The sequence below is a fragment of the Shewanella sp. SP2S2-6 genome (genome assembly GCF_031931965.1).
Classification (GTDB): domain Bacteria; phylum Pseudomonadota; class Gammaproteobacteria; order Enterobacterales; family Shewanellaceae; genus Shewanella; species Shewanella baltica.
Map to the genome: position 1 here is coordinate 84,194 of NZ_JAUOEQ010000006.1, position 16,738 is coordinate 100,931.

Sequence of the window (16,738 nt, forward strand, 5' to 3'; positions counted from 1 at the left end):
ATCAAGGAGCTTCACATGGATCTTTCCGCACTAACTGCTATCTCTCCGGTAGACGGTCGTTATGGTAGTAAAACCGCGTCATTGAGAGGGATTTTCAGCGAGTTCGGTCTTACCAAGTACCGTGTTCAGGTTGAAATCAATTGGTTAAAACTGTTAGCAAACTGCCCAGACATTAGCGAAGTGCCGCCGCTAAGCGAGTCTGCTATCGCTGTGCTCGATGGCATTAAAGACAATTTCAACGAACAAGATGCGCTGCGTGTTAAGGCTATTGAAAGCACCACTAACCACGATGTGAAAGCGGTTGAATACTTCATCAAAGAAAAAATCGCGGGCAATAGCGAATTAGCCGCTGTGGGTGAGTTTGTTCACTTTGCCTGTACTTCCGAAGATATCAACAACTTAAGCCACGGTTTAATGTTGACTGAAGCCCGTGAGCAAGTATTACTGCCATATTGCAACGAGTTGCTGACTGCGATTAAAAAGCTGGCGATTGAATATCGCTCTGTGCCATTAATGTCACGCACCCATGGCCAACCTGCTTCACCTTCGACACTCGGTAAAGAGATGGCGAACGTGGCAATGCGTCTTGAGCGTCAAATCAAACAAATCGCCAATGTTGAAATCATGGGCAAACTGAACGGTGCCGTAGGTAACTACAATGCTCACCTGTCAGCCTATCCTGAAGTTAACTGGCATGAACTATCTGAGCGTTTTGTGACTAGCCTTGGCCTGCACTGGAACGCTTACACGACGCAAATCGAGCCACACGATTATATTGCCGAACTGTTTGATGCGGTTGCCCGTTTCAACACAGTGCTGATTGACTTTGATCGTGACATTTGGGGTTACATTGCCCTAGGTCACTTCAAACAACGCACTATCGCCGGTGAAATCGGTTCATCGACTATGCCGCACAAAGTTAACCCAATCGATTTTGAAAACTCTGAGGGTAACTTAGGTATCGCTAACGCGCTGATGCAACATTTAGCGTCTAAGCTGCCGTTATCAAGATGGCAACGTGACTTAACTGACTCAACTGTGCTGCGTAACTTAGGCGTAGGTATTGCCCATGCGTTGATCGCGTATCAAGCGACCTTAAAAGGCATCAGCAAGTTAGAAGTTAACGAAGCGCATCTGCGTGATGAACTCGATCACAACTGGGAAGTGTTAGCAGAACCCGTACAAACTGTGATGCGTCGTTATGGTATTGAAAAGCCATACGAAAAATTAAAAGAACTGACGCGCGGTAAACGTATCGACGCCCAGCAACTGTCAGTGTTTATTGACGGACTTGAATTACCAGACTCAGTGAAAGCTGAACTGAAGAAAATGACGCCAGCCAATTACATTGGTCGCGCCGAAGCGTTTGTCGACGAACTGAAGTAAGTTTTTAACTGAACTTAGTTTTTAAATAAACTTAGTTATTAGCTGAAATTGGCGATGGACAATACTCTTTCATAAACAGAAATAAGGATTAAGGCGACTCACATCTCCGCGATGTGGTCGCCTTTTTTAACACTATGTATACACTCAATCTCGATATTGCCCAGTTTCTTAGTGAATACTGGCAAAAGAAACCCCTACTGATCAAAAAAGCGTTTCCACAGTTTGAAGATCCGATCAGCGCCGATGAACTAGCAGGCCTTGCCTGTGAAGAAGAAATCTCTTCGCGTATCGTCGTCACTAAAGATGATAACTGGGAAGTGGTTCAAGGCCCGTTTGAAGATTACGACAGCTATGGTGAAACCCATTGGCAATTGCTAGTGCAAGCGGTCAACCATTGGTACCCCGATTCGCAACCATTAGTTGAAGCGCTGCGTTTTTTACCTGACTGGCGTTTCGATGACTTGATGGCCTCATTTGCAACGCCAAGTGGTGGTGTGGGCCCGCACGTTGATAACTACGATGTGTTTATCATTCAAGGTGAAGGTGAACGTCGCTGGACTGTGGGTGACAATACCCCGCAACAACGCCGTGGTGGCAATCCCAACTCGCCGCTGGTAGAAGACTTCACCCCAATTATCGATGTGGTGTTAGAAAAAGGTGACATGCTTTATATTCCACCAGGTTTCCCACATTGCGGCGAAACCCTAACAGTGGCAATGAGTTACTCAATTGGTTTTCGTGCACCAAGCCAGCAAGAACTGATCAGTGAAGTCGCCGATTATCTGCTCGACAATAACTTAGGTCAGCAGCGTTTCACGTCGCAAACTGAACCGAGTTCAGCGGGTATCGTCAGCCAAGACCATCAAGTGGGCATAATGTCACTCTTGAGTCAGCTGAGCCAAGATCCTAATAGTTATCAAATCGTGCTGGGCAAGTTGCTTAGTCAAAACCGTTTCGAGCTTGATTTGTGTGAAGGCGAAGAAGCTTACAGCATTGAAGATTTGCAAGATGCCTTCGCCCAAGGCGCTGGCGTCAGCCGTATCGGTGGTTTGAAAGTATTGCGCCTTGAAAATGATGCCACGCCGCGATTATTCATCAATGGTGATGTGCACGAATTGCCCCAAACACCTGTGGACGTTATCGCACAGTTGAGCGATAACGTCAGCTTAAACGCCGATGAAGCAACTGAAATATGTCAGCATGAAGAAGTTCAAGCCTTACTATTGAAACTCATCAATCAAGGTTTCTTCTACTTAAGCGACAGCGAAGAATAAGCCCTATCGACTTTGTTCGATGACCTTGTTCTTAACATAGGAAATCAACATAAAAGTCAGTATAAAAAAGGCACTCAATTGAGTGCCTTTTTATTATTTATGCCGTTATTTTGAGCAACCAACACAAGTGACTGTATTAACTCAATACTATCTAAATACAATCCTCAACTCATTTGAGTTTAAGCATTCCACAGTTTATCGTCATTGTGCATACGATATAAACTCTCGGCACGCGATACTAATAATTGAGCAAATTTAGCCTGAGTGGCATCACGGGTTGCACCCGAACGCACTAAGTTTTCCGCCTGCATTTGCCACATCATAGAGAAATGACGTACCGCATCACGGGCCGTTGCTGCCACTTTCACATCGACGAAATCCGAGGGTAAATCGCCCGACATAACCCAATAGGTTTTGTTGCTGGGACGCTTGGATTCCATTTTCCAAATTGCCATGTAAGGCGCAAGATAACGACTTTCATCGGCCAAGACTTTAGTTGGGATCACGCCTTTTTCAGCGAGGAAACGATTCGCTTTTTGAAATTGAGTTCTGACCCACTCTTGACGCAGCTTTTCTATTTCTTCCGCTGATAAATTCTGTTGAGTTTGGTCGACAGCTTGTTCAGTCATACTTCCGTCCTATCTTATTGTTATAACGCGAACCTAATTCTTGGGATCAGTACGCGATTCATTCTATTCGTTACATTAAATTCAGTACAATCCATTTTCAACCGCAAAGCTTACGTTTACGTAAAGTGGAAAGCTAAATTGCCACAAATAATGTATTTATTCGGTCATTATGCATGGTTGAGAGTATCGCTAAATGCTATGGTTCTGCAATAAATATAACAAGCAGTCGATAGAGGCTCATCTCGTCGGCTTTTTCATTGTGTATAGCGGAGAAATTCACGTGGCTGTATTTAATCATGTATCCTTTGACGAACATGAACAGGTCGTATTCTGTCATGATAAAGAAAGTGGCTTAAAGGCCATTGTCGCCATCCATAACACCAACCTTGGCCCTGCCGTGGGTGGTTGCCGGATGTGGAATTACCAATCGGATGATGAAGCCCTGACTGACGTATTACGCCTCTCTCGTGGCATGACTTACAAAAACGCCCTTGCCGGTTTAACCATGGGCGGCGGCAAATCAGTGATCATCGCCGATCCAAAAAGACAAGACCGCGAAGCCCTATTTCGCGCTTTTGGCCGTTTCATCAATAGCCTTGGCGGCCGCTATTATTCAGCTGAAGACGTGGGTACTACCACGGCAGATATCATGATTGCCCATGAAGAAACCCCTTATATGGCAGGTCTTGAAGGCAAGAGTGGCGACCCATCACCGTTCACCGCCCTTGGCACTTATTTAGGCATCAAAGCTGCGGTTAAACATAGACTCGGTTTAGACAGCCTAAAAGGCCTTAAAATCGCCGTTCAAGGCGTAGGTCACGTTGGCTATTACCTGTGCAAACACTTGCATAACGAAGGCGCTGAACTGATTGTTACCGACATTCATCAAGCCTCGTTAGACAAAGTCGCTACCGACTTTGGCGCTATTGTGGTCGCGCCACAAGAAATCTACGCGCAAGATGTGGATGTATATGCTCCTTGTGCCCTTGGCGCAACCTTAAACGATGCGACCTTACCGCAGCTGAAAGCCAAAATTGTTGCTGGCTGTGCCAACAACCAATTAGCTGAAGTACGCCACGGTGAACAGCTGAAAGAAATGGGCATACTGTACGCGCCAGACTATGTGATCAACGCAGGCGGCATTATCAACGTGTCGTTCGAAAAAGATTACGATACGGCGAAATCGACCGCTAAAGTAGAAGAAATTTACAACACCCTGCTGAAAATCTTCAGCCAAGCTGACGAACAGAACCGGACAACTGGCGCTGTAGCAGATGAAATGGCCAAAGCCATTATCGAAGCCGCTAAAAAGTAATATCTCTACCTGTGTAACATACGCAAAAGCGACCTGAGGTCGCTTTTTGTTATCTAAAATTTAATCTAACGCTAAGCCCATGGTTTAGCCGCGCTTTTAATTTCGACACAGAATATTCATTTAATCACGCTGGAAAACGTCATATTTGTCTGCTTGAATTAGCCTATCAGGTCCCAGCACAGGATAGCGCTATGATCCGTTTCAAGTACGATCTCAACCAAGATGTGGTAGAACTGCAAGCCAGCAATTGGAGCGGTTTAGAGCGGGTCTTTGTCAACGGTCAGATGGTGTCGCACAAACTGAATTTTAAGCCTCAGAGCGAACACACTATTCAACTTAAAGACGGCGCACCTTGCAAGTTTGAACTGCTTATCGATCCCCAAACCGATGAGTTGATGTGCCGGATTTATAAGCAGCACACCCTCGTCGCCAGCCTAAAACAAGGCAAAGAAAATTTGTTAGCCAGCCGCCGTTATTTGCAACACTCAGTAATAGCCGTCAGCTTACTGTGCGTCTTTGCACTTTACTTGAATTGATTGCACCAGTTTAATCCCGCGAAGTAACGGATGAATGACGGAATTAAACTGGAGAAAATGAATTTAGACAACCGCATACAGATAGCAGCGAAAACGGCTAAACCGCAGTCTCCCTCCAAACCGAATGAATCCGTATCATTAAGCCAAGCGATTGATCTTATTTAACAGTAAGACGAACTGCTGCTGCTCCTCATCACTGAGGTTAGACAGGAATTTTTCGTTGACCCGCTCAGCTTCGCAAATCAGATCTTGCTCTAACGCTTTGGCTTCATCGGTCAAAAAGATTTGAAAGGCGCGCCGATTATCGGCTTCTTGATGGCGGGTAATAAGACCTTGTACCTGTAACTGATCGAGTAAACGCGTCATAGTGTAATTTGCCACATCGCAACGCTTAGACAATTCAGTTTGGCTGATGCCCTCCTCTTGCCACAAAGCAAACAGCACAGGCCACAGTTTTATATCGAGTTGATATCGCTTAAGATGCAGATCAAGCTCATTTTGCAGCTCGATATTTAAGTGGGAAACAAGATAGCCTAAGCTTTCATGACGATTCAAACAGCACCTCCTACAACAAAGGTTTTAACGCGTTTTCACTTACCCTGTGCGCCATTATAAGAAGACAGAGTCAGTTTTAATACTACCACTTAACCCGCAATAAACTAGCTAACACCACAGCTAATTATGCTATTAACCTACGAACTCACTGCTCATTTAGATCAGATAAATTGAATTCATTCACAAAATTATAGTAACAGGCACGACCTAATTTTCCCCATAACCCACGCTCAAGCGGCAAATAAACACTGTCATCGGTAAGCTTCATCTGCTTTATATCCACATGGTGGTGCAGAGTGTCAATACTGGTGCTCACATTGAGCAGAGAATGGGGTTGCGCTCGCTCGAAATCGACAATTAGCAGCGGCGCATCTTCAACCCGTACTCGCACCTTCTCCACTGGGGTAATTAAAAAATACTCATCATCGATGCAATGCAAAATACTGGCGAACAACTTAGCAAACTTTGCTGGCAGCGATGTACCCAAATACGTCCAATCACCCAAGGCGTTAATGTCAAACAATGGGACTTCACTGCACAATGTCGCAACCGAGGTTAGCCTGCTATCGGCGGCGAATTGCTTGAGTGTGTGCTCAATACTGTCTGTCATCTTTTCCATCTCCGGCCTCCATCATCCATAAAAAAACCAGCCTTGCGGCTGGCTTTAGTGTGACATTCAACACTGGGATATGCTAGTGAGGATAATAACAAGCTCACTAGCTAAGCGATAAACACCACTAGATATTTGCTAACTCAAGCAAGGCTTCCAGTGGATGTTTTGGCTTGTAACCGGCAAAACGTTTTACCTGGCTACGGCAAGAATAGCCAGACACTAGCACTTGCGGCTGTTCAATTTTTGCTAGCGTTTGCAGCCAAGACATCTCAAACAAGGCCTTAGAGCGCTCTAAGTTTTCCGCCTCATGACCGTAGGTTCCGGCCATACCACAACAACCTAAATTGACTGCGGTTAACTTAGCACCAAAATGGGCGAAGATTTTAGTCCACTCGTTGGCAGTATTTGGCTTGGCCGTCGATTCAGTGCAATGACTAAACCAGGTATATTGCTTATCTTGTGGCGCTTTCGCGGGTAGATCCTTGATGACATTAAGTAGCCATTCGTTGGCTAACTTAACCTCAAAATGACCGCGATTAGCGCCTAAGACTTCACGGTATTCGTCGCGATAACACAAGACTAAGGCAGGATCGATACCGACCATAGGCATGCCCAGTTTATGGACTTGGTTCAAAAAGTCCGCACTCGACTGCGCAGTTTTCGCGAACTTATCTAAAAATCCCTTGATATGCGTTGGCTTTCCATTGGGTTTATAGGGCAACAACACAGGTTTTAAACCAAGCTTTTCAATCAACTGGATAAAGCGCAGCACAAGACCTGAGTCATAGAAACTGTTAAAGGGATCTTGCACCACCAGCACAAACTGTGAGCGCGCCTCTTCTGGGATAGCCTGCAGTGCAGCTAAGTCGTAACCACGGCTTGCATGACCATCGAGTCTTTGCTTCAAGGTCGGCACAGATAACGCAGGCGCGTCCACGTAACCAATCGCCTTTTTAATCACCCATTGGCTCAATGGATTTTGCGCGGCAAAGTTAGTAAGACGCGGTGCAGCGGCCATTAATGGCAAGCTATCTTCGATACCTGCAACAAGATAGTCCTTCGCCGGTCTTAAATAGCGTTGATAGTAAATATTAAAGAACTGCGCCCTAAACTTAGGCACATCCACTTTGACCGGACATTGCCCAGAGCAGGCTTTACAGGCCAAACAGCCCTTGAGCGATTCCATCACTTCGTGGGAATAATCATAATCGCGCTGGGCGTTCAGGGTATTTTGAACGCGCTGCAGCAAACCTAAGGGCTTTGCTTTTGCCAGTGCGTTGACATCAACTCCTTCAGCCTCAAGTAGCCTTAGCCACTCTCTCATGAGTCCTGCACGTCCCTTAGGCGACTGTACTCTATCGCCTGTCACCTTAAACGATGGGCACATGGGCGAATAGCTACTGTAATTAAAACACAGGCCGTTGCCGTTACAATTCATCACATCGGGGAACGCATCACGTACTTCGATGGGAATTTGTCGGTCAAATTTACCGCGCTTAACACTGTCAACATCGTAATAGAGGGAGCCAGTCTGTTTAGGCGCCACCAGCTTGCCGGGGTTTAATCGGTTGTCGGGGTCGAACAAGCCTTTGATATCTTGTAGAACGCCGTATAATTCATCACCAAAGACAGCAGGACCGTATTCACCACGCACGCCTTTACCGTGCTCGCCCCACATCAGGCCGCCATATTTAAGCGTCAGTGCAGCCACTTGATCGGAAATGACCCGCAGTAGTTTTTCATCTTCAACATCGCACATATCGAGTGCGGGCCGTACATGCAACACGCCCGCATCCACATGACCGAACATACCGTATTGCAGATTATGGCCATCGAGTACTGCGCGAAACTCCATAATATAATCGGCGAGTTTTTCGGGCGGCACCGCAGTATCTTCCGCAAAAGCGATAGGTTTACGACGTCCTTTAGTGGCGCCGAGTAAGCCAACGGCTTTTTTGCGCATGCCGTATATTTTTTCGATGCTTGGCTTGTCTTGCGTCACTTGGTAACCCAATACGCCGCACTCGCCTTTGCTGATCTGCTCAGTCAAGACAGCTTCAAGACTCGCAAGCTTTTGCTCAACCTCTACTGTGTCACCAGCAAATTCGACCATATTGAGGCCGTCGATGACTTTACCCGGCACTTCTTGGATCAGATCAGATACCGAGTGCCAGACAATATCTTCACGGGCTAAATTCAGCACTTTTGAATCGACGGTTTCGACCACAGTCGCCCGCGCGGCGACTAAGGATGGCGCATGACGCAATGCCGATTGGAACGAATCGTACTTAATGTTCACCATAGCGCGCTCAGTCGGCAGCGGGGTGAGATTGAGTTTAGCTTCGGTTATTACCGCAAGCGTGCCCTCTGAGCCCGTTAAAATCCGAGATAAATCGAATTGTGTCAGGCTGTCGTTCCACACGTGTTTTAAGTCATAGCCAGTGAGGAAACGGTTAAGTTTAGGAAATTGGTTTTCAATCTGAGTACGCTTTTCGCGGCATACCGCCGCCACAGCAGAAATCAGTTTCTGCCCCAGCGGATTATCACTGACGTTATCTGGGTTACACAGTAGTCCCGCATCTAGGGGATGCGTATCCAGCACACTGCCATCAATCAACACACTGCGTAGCGCCAGCACGTGATCTGAGGTCTTACCATAAACCAGTGAGCCCGCACCCGAGGCATCGGTATTAATCATGCCGCCAATTGTGGCGCGGTTTGAGGTGGATAAATCGGGACTAAAAAAGAATCCATGGGGACGCAATACATCGTTGAGCGCATCTTTAACGACACCAGCTTCAACTCGCACCCAACCTTGCTCAGCATTCACTTCGAGCACGCGGTTCATGTAACGCGACACATCTAAAATCAAACCATGGGTGAGGGATTGTCCGTTGGTGCCCGTACCACCGCCCCGCGCACTAAAGGTCACGCTGCGAAATGTGTCGCTGGCGGCCAGCGTCAATGCAATTTGGATATCCTGCTGATTTTTAGGATATAACACGGCTTGAGGTAAAAATTGGTATACCGAGTTGTCGGTGGCTTGCACTAAACGTGCGCTGTAACGTTTGTCTATATCACCGGAATACTCACTTTGCTCCAGTGCATCAAGGTATGCCAAATACACTGGCTCTAATGTTTGTTGATGTGATAGCAGGGGTAACATAGATGGCTTCTGTCAATTATCGTTATGGCGCCATTATAAACAAAAAAAAGCCGCTAAAAAGCGGCTTTTTTAACAAGTTTATAAAATGACTATCTAGATCAAGCGTGCGCTTCGGCTAAATACAACCAAGTATCAATCACAGTATCAGGGTTTAATGACACTGTATCTATGCCTTGTTCTACCAACCAAGCGGCAAAATCAGCGTGATCTGAAGGTCCTTGACCACAAATACCTATGTAAGCGCCCTTCGCTTTAGCCGCTTTAATGGCTAATGAAAGTAGCATTTTAACGGCTTCATCACGCTCATCAAATAAGTGGCTGATGATACCTGAATCACGGTCAAGGCCGAGTGTCAGCTGAGTTAAATCGTTTGAGCCGATAGAGAAACCATCGAAATGCTCAAGGAATTGGTCAGCTAACAAGGCGTTTGAAGGCACTTCACACATCATGATGACGCGTAAACCGTCTTTGCCGCGCTCTAAACCTTGCTCTTTGAGCAGGCCGACCACTTGCTCAGCTTCTTTCACTGTGCGAACGAATGGGATCATAACTTCAACGTTTTTCAGCCCCATGTCATTACGAACGCGTTTGATCGCTTCACACTCAAGCGCAAAACAGTCACGGAAGGATTCAGAGATATAACGGCTCGCACCGCGGAAGCCCAGCATTGGGTTCTCTTCTTCTGGCTCGTATCTGTCACCACCAACCAAGTTTGCGTATTCGTTAGACTTAAAGTCTGACATACGTACGATCACTTTCTTCGGATAGAAAGCTGAACCAATAGTCGCAATACCTTCAACCAGACGGGCAATATAGAACTCAACTGGAGATTCATAACCTGCGATCATCTCGTTGATTTCAGTTTGCAGCGCAGCGTCTTGTTGATTGAACTCAAGCAGTGCCTTTGGATGAATACCGATCATACGGTTGATGATGAATTCTAAACGCGCTAGACCCACGCCTTCGTTTGGCAAACGGGCAAAATCAAATGCACGATCAGGGTTACCCACGTTCATCATGATTTTCATTGGCAATGTAGGCAGAGAATCAACACGGTTTGAAATCACTTCAAACTCTTGTTTACCTTCGTAGATAAAGCCAGTGTCACCTTCGGCGCAAGACACAGTCACGATTTGACCATTCTTGATACGGTCAGTTACGTCACCACAACCTACGACTGCTGGCACACCCAATTCGCGGGCGATAATCGCCGCGTGACAGGTACGGCCGCCACGGTTTGTGACGATAGCACTTGCGCGCTTCATGATAGGTTCCCAATCAGGATCTGTCATGTCAGTCACTAACACGTCGCCAGGTTGGATTTGATCCATATCGGCGATTGAGGTTAATACTTTGGCTACACCAGTACCCACTTTATGACCGATAGCGCGACCTTCACAGATCACAGCGCCACGGCTCTTTAAGTGATAACGCTCAATTAATTGCACATCTTCACGGCTACGAACCGTTTCTGGACGTGCTTGAACGATATACAGCTTGCCGTCGTTACCGTCTTTCGCCCATTCGATGTCCATTGGACGACCGTAATGTTTTTCGATAACCATAGCTTGCTTAGCTAATTCTTCGACTTCAGCGTCATTGATTGAGAATTGGCGACGCTTGTCAGCACTCACGTCTTCAATTTTCACTTGTTTGCCGTGAGCAGCATCATCTGAATACACCATTTGGATGAGCTTGCTACCGATATTACGGCGCACAACAGCTTTATGACCTAAGGCTAAAATCGGTTTGTGAACATAAAATTCATCAGGGTTTACCGCGCCTTGAACAACCATTTCACCCAGACCAAAAGATGAAGTAATAAACACCACATCGTTATTGCCAGATTCAGTGTCCATAGTGAACATCACACCTGAAGCCGCTTTATCTGAACGAACCATGCGTTGCACGCCAGCAGACAAGGCTACACCGTGGTGCTCATAACCTTGGTGGACACGGTAGGAAATAGCGCGATCGTTAAAGAGTGAAGCGTATACGTGCTTGATCGCCACGAGTACAGATTCAAATCCTTTAACGTTTAAGAAAGTTTCTTGCTGACCCGCAAAAGACGCATCTGGCATATCTTCAGCTGTTGCAGAAGAACGTACCGCGAATGACGCTTCGCTAGTTTCAGCGGCAAGTTTATCGTAAGCTTCACGAATGGCTTGCTCTAATGCTGGTTGAAATGGGGTGTCGATAACCCACTGCCTGATCTGTGCACCTACTTTAGCCAGCGCATTGACATCATCTACATCCAGTGTGGCTAGAATGTCATAAATCTTCTGGTTAACTCCGCTTTGTTCAAGGAACTCGTTGAACGCATGGGAAGTTGTCGCAAATCCGCCAGGTACTTGAACACCGGCATTGGCCAGATTGCTGATCATCTCGCCTAGAGAAGCATTTTTACCGCCAACCAAGTTGACGTCACCCATGCCTAATTCTTGATACCAGAGTACGTATTGCTGCACAGTTCTATCTCCGCAAGTTTATTTCAGTGGCCCCTTCACACGAGGGCAGCGGCATTTTACACTCCTGCCGAACACGCGTAAATCTATAATTTTATTTGTAATTTTATTACTACAAGAGGTCAGTATGGCACCAAAAGTATTCTATATCTCCGACGGGACAGCGATCACAGCTGAAGTTTTTGGTCATGCGGTTCTCTCGCAATTTCCATTAGAATTTGAGTCACTTACAATTCCATTCGTTGAAACTCTGACGAAAGCGGAGCAAGTTAAGCGACAAATTAATGATTGTTTTATTACAACAGGTGAGCGGCCGTTAGTGTTCCATTCCATCGTCAAACCAGAAATTCGCGACATTATTTATTCGAGTGAAGGCTTAGATTATGATTTTTTGAATACTTTCGTGGCACCACTCGAACAACATTTAGGGGTTTCAGCTTCTCCGGTGCTACATCGCACCCATGGAAAAGCCAATCACGGCTATGAAGCGCGAATTGATGCGATTAATTTCGCCATGGATAATGATGACGGCCAGACCATGAAACACATGGATCAAGCCGATCTAGTTCTACTTGGGGTCTCACGCTGTGGCAAAACGCCCTCTAGCCTGTATTTATCGATGCAGTTTGGAATCAAAGCAGCAAACTACCCTTTCACCGAAGATGATATGGATAACCTCAAGTTACCTGAAGCGTTGAAACGCAATAAGAAAAAGCTGTTTGGTTTAACGATTGACCCCGTGCGTTTACATGAAATCCGTCAGAGTCGAATGGAGAATAGCCGCTACTCGTCACTCAAGCAGTGCCGCTTAGAAGTCAAAGAAGTCGAAATGCTATTTAAACGTGAACGCATTCCTTATATAGATACAACGAATCATTCCGTGGAAGAAATTGCCACCAAGATATTGGATGTCACGGGCCTAGAACGGCACATGTTCTAAGCTTGTAGAGCAAAAAGCAGCAAGATAAACCGAGTGAATTTAGCTTAATTGAATCTAACTTAAATCAAATTCATTGCACAGTTGCCGACAATTAACACAATTGGCGCTGTGCAACTCGGTTCGATTCGTTATAATCCGAGGCAATCTGGCGAAAAGCGCCGCACGCAAGCTCGGTATTTTGAATGACCATAAAAACAGACGAACTACGCACTTCCTTATTAGCAAAAGTCATCTCACCTGCGCAACTGGCATCTGAGTTCCCATTAACTCAAGATGCGGCCGATTATCTGGTTCAGCAACGTCGTGAAGTCGAAGCCATTATTATGGGTGAAGACCAACGTCTATTGGTGATCGTAGGCCCATGCTCAATACACGATACTAAAGCAGCATTAGATTATGCTCAGCGTTTAGCTATATTACATCAAGAATTGAAAGATGATTTGTGTATCTTAATGCGGGTCTATTTTGAGAAACCTCGCACTGTTGTCGGCTGGAAAGGATTAATTTCAGATCCCGATCTTGATGGCAGTTTCGAGCCAAACAAAGGCCTACGTATTGCTCGCGAGCTACTGCAACAAATCACTGAATTAAAATTACCTATTGCCACCGAATTTTTAGATATGGTGAACGGTCAGTACATCGCCGATCTCATCACTTGGGGCGCAATTGGCGCACGCACCACTGAAAGCCAAGTTCACCGTGAGATGGCCTCGGCACTGTCTTGTCCTGTTGGTTTTAAAAACGGTACCGATGGCAATATCAATATTGCCGTCGATGCAGTGCGCGCCGCGCAAGTTCCACATATTTTCTATTCACCGGATAAAGATGGCGCGATGGCGGTCTATCGCACCCACGGTAATCCGTTTGGTCATATCATTCTGCGCGGCGGCAAAACGCCTAATTACCACGCCGAAGATATCGAAAAGGCACGGCAACAACTTGCCTCTGTTGGGGTAACTCAACGTATGGTGGTTGATTTCAGCCACGGTAATAGTGAAAAGAACCACCTTAAGCAGCTTAACGTTGCCGATGCAATCATGGCGCAAATGCGGGCAGGCAGCACTGCCATCGCCGGTATTATGGCTGAAAGCTTCTTACAGGAAGGCAACCAGAAAGTCGTTGCAGACCAACCACTCTGTTATGGCCAAAGCATCACAGATGCCTGCTTACATTGGGATGACTCAGAAGTCCTGCTGCGTAAACTGGCAGCCGCTTCCCGCGAGCGAAAAGCACTGTTAGCGAAATAAGCCTGACGCTCGAAAAAATGTCCGAAGCGATATACGTTTTCCAATAAAAAACCGATCTTAGATCGGTTTTTTAATTAAGAGCGGTTTAATAATCTTCAGCCACATTCTTAATGAGCGTTAAAGCCAGTGCATTTCTATCTTTAAGAATTAAAAATCTCTATAATTCTGCCTTATTTGCTGCATTACCTTAGGTTGCTGTATGTCGCTTACGCCCATTTCTCCAAACACCGAAAATACCTCCCGAACCGAACCTCCTGAAGCACAATTCCCAGAAGCGATTCAAACGCGAATCGATTCCTCAGAAGCGCGGGTTATCAAGGCGGTATTTCCATCCATCACCAATCATCACAATACCTTATTTGGTGGTGAAGCTTTAGCGTGGATGGATGAAACAGCCTTTATCGCTGCGACTCGTTTTTGCCGTAAAACCTTAGTAACTGTGAGTTCCGATAGAATCGATTTTAAAAAACCGATCCCCGCAGGCACATTAGCCGAACTGATCGCGCGGGTGATCCATGTAGGTAACACCTCATTGAAAGTTGAAGTGAATATCTATGTCGAAGACATGTATCAAGACCATCGAGAGCATGCCATACGTGGTGTGTTTACCTTTGTTGCAGTTGACGAACAACGAAATCCCACCCAAGTGTGGACATACGAGTAGTTTGTAGACGATTGAAAGACACTGAACCGCCCGTCATCTCGGGCTTTTGATCGCGACTTTACAATTTGAATATGTTTTTTATAACACCGACCAAAGTCTAACAACCAGAAACATATCAAAATTTTGTCCTGATTCATGAATAAAGCAATAGGATCCTTGATTACTTTTCTGTTACATTGAGTTCAATCTTCACGCGCACCGAACATAATCATAAAAGCCATGAAGCTAGAAAACTTAAATATTATTATCGCAGACGATCACCCATTGTTCAGAAATGCACTACGTCAAGCGCTGACCACAGCGTTTGAGCATGCACAATGGTTTGAAGCCGACAGTGCTGATGCACTGCAATCTGTATTGGATGTCCGTAGTGTCGACTACGATCTTGTACTGTTAGATCTGCAGATGCCAGGTTCACACGGATACTCCACCCTTATCCATCTTCGCTCACATTATCCCGAACTACCCGTTGTAGTGATATCAGCCCACGAGGATATCAATACCATTAGCCGTGCAATTCATTATGGCAGCAGTGGTTTTATCCCTAAATCGGCCTCGATGGAAACCCTCAAAGAGGCGCTAAGTGCAGTGTTATTCGGGGATATTTGGTTACCTAAAGACACTGAGATTATTGATATCGATGACGATGCCGTTGATAAAATGGCCAGTAAATTATCCGATCTCACGCCGCAGCAATATAAAGTGCTGCAGATGTTTGCCGAGGGTTTGTTAAACAAGCAAATTGCCTACGATCTTGGCGTTTCAGAAGCGACCATCAAGGCGCACGCGACTGCCATTTTTAGAAAACTGGGCGTTCGCAACCGAACCCAAGCTGTTATAGCACTTGCTCAACTTGAAATGGATAAAGTCGATTTATCTTAATCGCTCATCCCACAAAAATGCCGCTTATATTAGCGGCATTTTTATGTCGGCAACTCGTCGCCAATTAACGCATTGGCAAATTTTTATCAGCAAACATTTCATCGATAAGCTGCTGGTCCCGTAAGGCGACAGCTTTCTCCACCACGTCACGGGTTAAATGCGGCGCAAAGTGCTGAATAAAATCATACATATAACTGCGCAAGAAGCTGCCCTTCCTGAAGCCAATTTTAGTCGTACTGTGGGCAAACAAATGGCCAGCATCAATAGCAACTAAGTCTTTATCGACATTAGGGTCAATCGCCATAGAGGCAATAACGCCCACACCTAATCCTAAACGGACATAGGTTTTCAACACATCGGCACTGGTCGCACTAAAAACAACACGCGGCTCTAAATTGGCGCGATTGAACGCTTTCTCAATTTCAGAAGCACGGTCAAAACCAAAGACATAAGTCACTAAGGGGAAGCGCGCTAAATCTTCGATACTAATCAAATTATTTGGGCTACGGGTCGCAAGGGGATGATCTTTAGGAACGACGATGGAGCGATTCCAATGATAACAAGGCAACATAATTAAGTCGGAATATAAATGCATTGCTTCAGTCGCAATGGCGAAATCCGCATCACCGCGAGCCGCCTGTTCGCTGATCTGCGATGGCGTCCCCTGATGCATATGCAAGTTCACTTTAGGGTAGCGATCAATAAACTGCCGAATGATCGTCGGCAATGCATAGCGCGCCTGAGTGTCTGTCGTGGAAATATTTAACTCGCCTTGATCGGGCTTAGTATATTCCTCAGAAACTTTTTTAATGCTCTCGACTTTACCCAAGATATCATTGGCAATGCTGATCACTTGCAAACCCGCAGGTGTGACATGGGTTAAGTGCTTACCGCTACGACCAAATATTTGGATCCCCAACTCATCTTCAAGCATGCGAACTTGTTTACTGATCCCAGGTTGAGAGGTATACAAGTTTTCAGCTGTCGCCGATACATTGAGGTTATGTTTTACGACCTCAGCAATATACCTGAGTTGTTGCAGTTTCATCTTATTTCCTTGTTTCAA

At 45.9% G+C, this 16,738-nt stretch carries 14 protein-coding genes; 8 read left to right on the forward strand and 6 right to left on the reverse strand.

The genetic code is table 11. The annotated features are described in order from the left end of the window. Positions 1-15: 15 nt before the first annotated feature. Both purB and Q4Q57_RS06880 read left to right on the forward strand, forming a co-directional pair. Positions 16-1,386 carry an adenylosuccinate lyase gene (gene purB / locus Q4Q57_RS06875; RefSeq protein ID WP_259573830.1) on the forward strand — a complete coding sequence of 457 codons (1,371 nt, stop codon included), beginning with the start codon at positions 16-18 and terminating at the stop codon, positions 1,384-1,386. A 134-nt stretch (positions 1,387-1,520) separates the two neighbouring features. Beyond that, a complete protein-coding gene (locus Q4Q57_RS06880) occupies positions 1,521-2,660 on the forward strand; it encodes a cupin domain-containing protein (RefSeq protein ID WP_259573831.1) in 1,140 nt (379 codons plus the stop codon). A gap of 179 nt (positions 2,661-2,839) precedes the next feature. On the opposite strand, the gene Q4Q57_RS06885 is transcribed toward Q4Q57_RS06880, so the two are convergent. Next, a complete protein-coding gene (locus Q4Q57_RS06885; protein WP_106650731.1) occupies positions 2,840-3,289 on the reverse strand; it encodes a DUF4826 family protein in 450 nt (149 codons plus the stop codon). Positions 3,290-3,569: 280 nt separating this feature from the next. Here Q4Q57_RS06885 and Q4Q57_RS06890 point away from each other — a divergent pair, with 280 nt between their 5' ends. Together Q4Q57_RS06890 and Q4Q57_RS06895 are read left to right on the forward strand one after the other, a co-directional pair. After that, complete coding sequence (locus tag Q4Q57_RS06890; protein WP_311890316.1) at positions 3,570-4,604, forward strand: Glu/Leu/Phe/Val dehydrogenase dimerization domain-containing protein; 1,035 nt, start codon at positions 3,570-3,572, stop codon at positions 4,602-4,604. Positions 4,605-4,795: 191 nt separating this feature from the next. Further along, entirely contained in the window at positions 4,796-5,140 is a 345-nt protein-coding gene (locus Q4Q57_RS06895) for a hypothetical protein (protein ID WP_006081947.1), read from the forward strand. A 138-nt stretch (positions 5,141-5,278) separates the two neighbouring features. Here the strand turns inward: Q4Q57_RS06895 and Q4Q57_RS06900 are convergent, their stop codons facing one another. The 4 genes from Q4Q57_RS06900 to ppsA form a co-directional block, all read right to left on the reverse strand. Then, the gene (locus Q4Q57_RS06900) at positions 5,279-5,695 is read right to left on the reverse strand and encodes a MarR family winged helix-turn-helix transcriptional regulator (RefSeq protein ID WP_006081948.1); all 417 of its coding nucleotides are present in this window, start codon (positions 5,693-5,695) and stop codon (positions 5,279-5,281) included. Between the two features lie 145 nt (positions 5,696-5,840). Further along, positions 5,841-6,314 carry a DUF1285 domain-containing protein gene (locus Q4Q57_RS06905; protein WP_311890320.1) on the reverse strand — a complete coding sequence of 158 codons (474 nt, stop codon included), beginning with the start codon at positions 6,312-6,314 and terminating at the stop codon, positions 5,841-5,843. A gap of 118 nt (positions 6,315-6,432) precedes the next feature. Continuing rightward, positions 6,433-9,474, reverse strand: coding sequence for an FAD-binding and (Fe-S)-binding domain-containing protein (locus tag Q4Q57_RS06910; RefSeq protein ID WP_311890321.1), 3,042 nt, complete (start codon positions 9,472-9,474; stop codon positions 6,433-6,435). Positions 9,475-9,572: 98 nt separating this feature from the next. Beyond that, the gene (gene ppsA / locus Q4Q57_RS06915; protein ID WP_220590425.1) at positions 9,573-11,942 is read right to left on the reverse strand and encodes a phosphoenolpyruvate synthase; all 2,370 of its coding nucleotides are present in this window, start codon (positions 11,940-11,942) and stop codon (positions 9,573-9,575) included. A gap of 124 nt (positions 11,943-12,066) precedes the next feature. Between ppsA and Q4Q57_RS06920 the strand changes: the two genes are divergently transcribed. From Q4Q57_RS06920 to Q4Q57_RS06935, 4 genes are all read left to right on the forward strand, one after another. Continuing rightward, positions 12,067-12,879, forward strand: coding sequence for a pyruvate, water dikinase regulatory protein (locus Q4Q57_RS06920; protein WP_106650736.1), 813 nt, complete (start codon positions 12,067-12,069; stop codon positions 12,877-12,879). A gap of 182 nt (positions 12,880-13,061) precedes the next feature. Continuing rightward, entirely contained in the window at positions 13,062-14,126 is a 1,065-nt protein-coding gene (locus Q4Q57_RS06925) for a 3-deoxy-7-phosphoheptulonate synthase (protein WP_311890322.1), read from the forward strand. A 199-nt stretch (positions 14,127-14,325) separates the two neighbouring features. Continuing rightward, positions 14,326-14,790: an acyl-CoA thioesterase gene (locus tag Q4Q57_RS06930; RefSeq protein ID WP_220777958.1), complete on the forward strand. Its 465-nt coding sequence runs from the start codon at positions 14,326-14,328 to the stop codon at positions 14,788-14,790. 219 nt (positions 14,791-15,009) lie between these two features. Beyond that, positions 15,010-15,672: a response regulator transcription factor gene (locus tag Q4Q57_RS06935; protein WP_311890326.1), complete on the forward strand. Its 663-nt coding sequence runs from the start codon at positions 15,010-15,012 to the stop codon at positions 15,670-15,672. Between the two features lie 64 nt (positions 15,673-15,736). Here the strand turns inward: Q4Q57_RS06935 and cysB are convergent, their stop codons facing one another. Next, positions 15,737-16,720 (reverse strand): HTH-type transcriptional regulator CysB, encoded by a 984-nt coding sequence (cysB, locus tag Q4Q57_RS06940; protein ID WP_006081957.1) that lies wholly within the window; start codon positions 16,718-16,720, stop codon positions 15,737-15,739. Between the last annotated feature and the right edge of the window lie 18 nt (positions 16,721-16,738).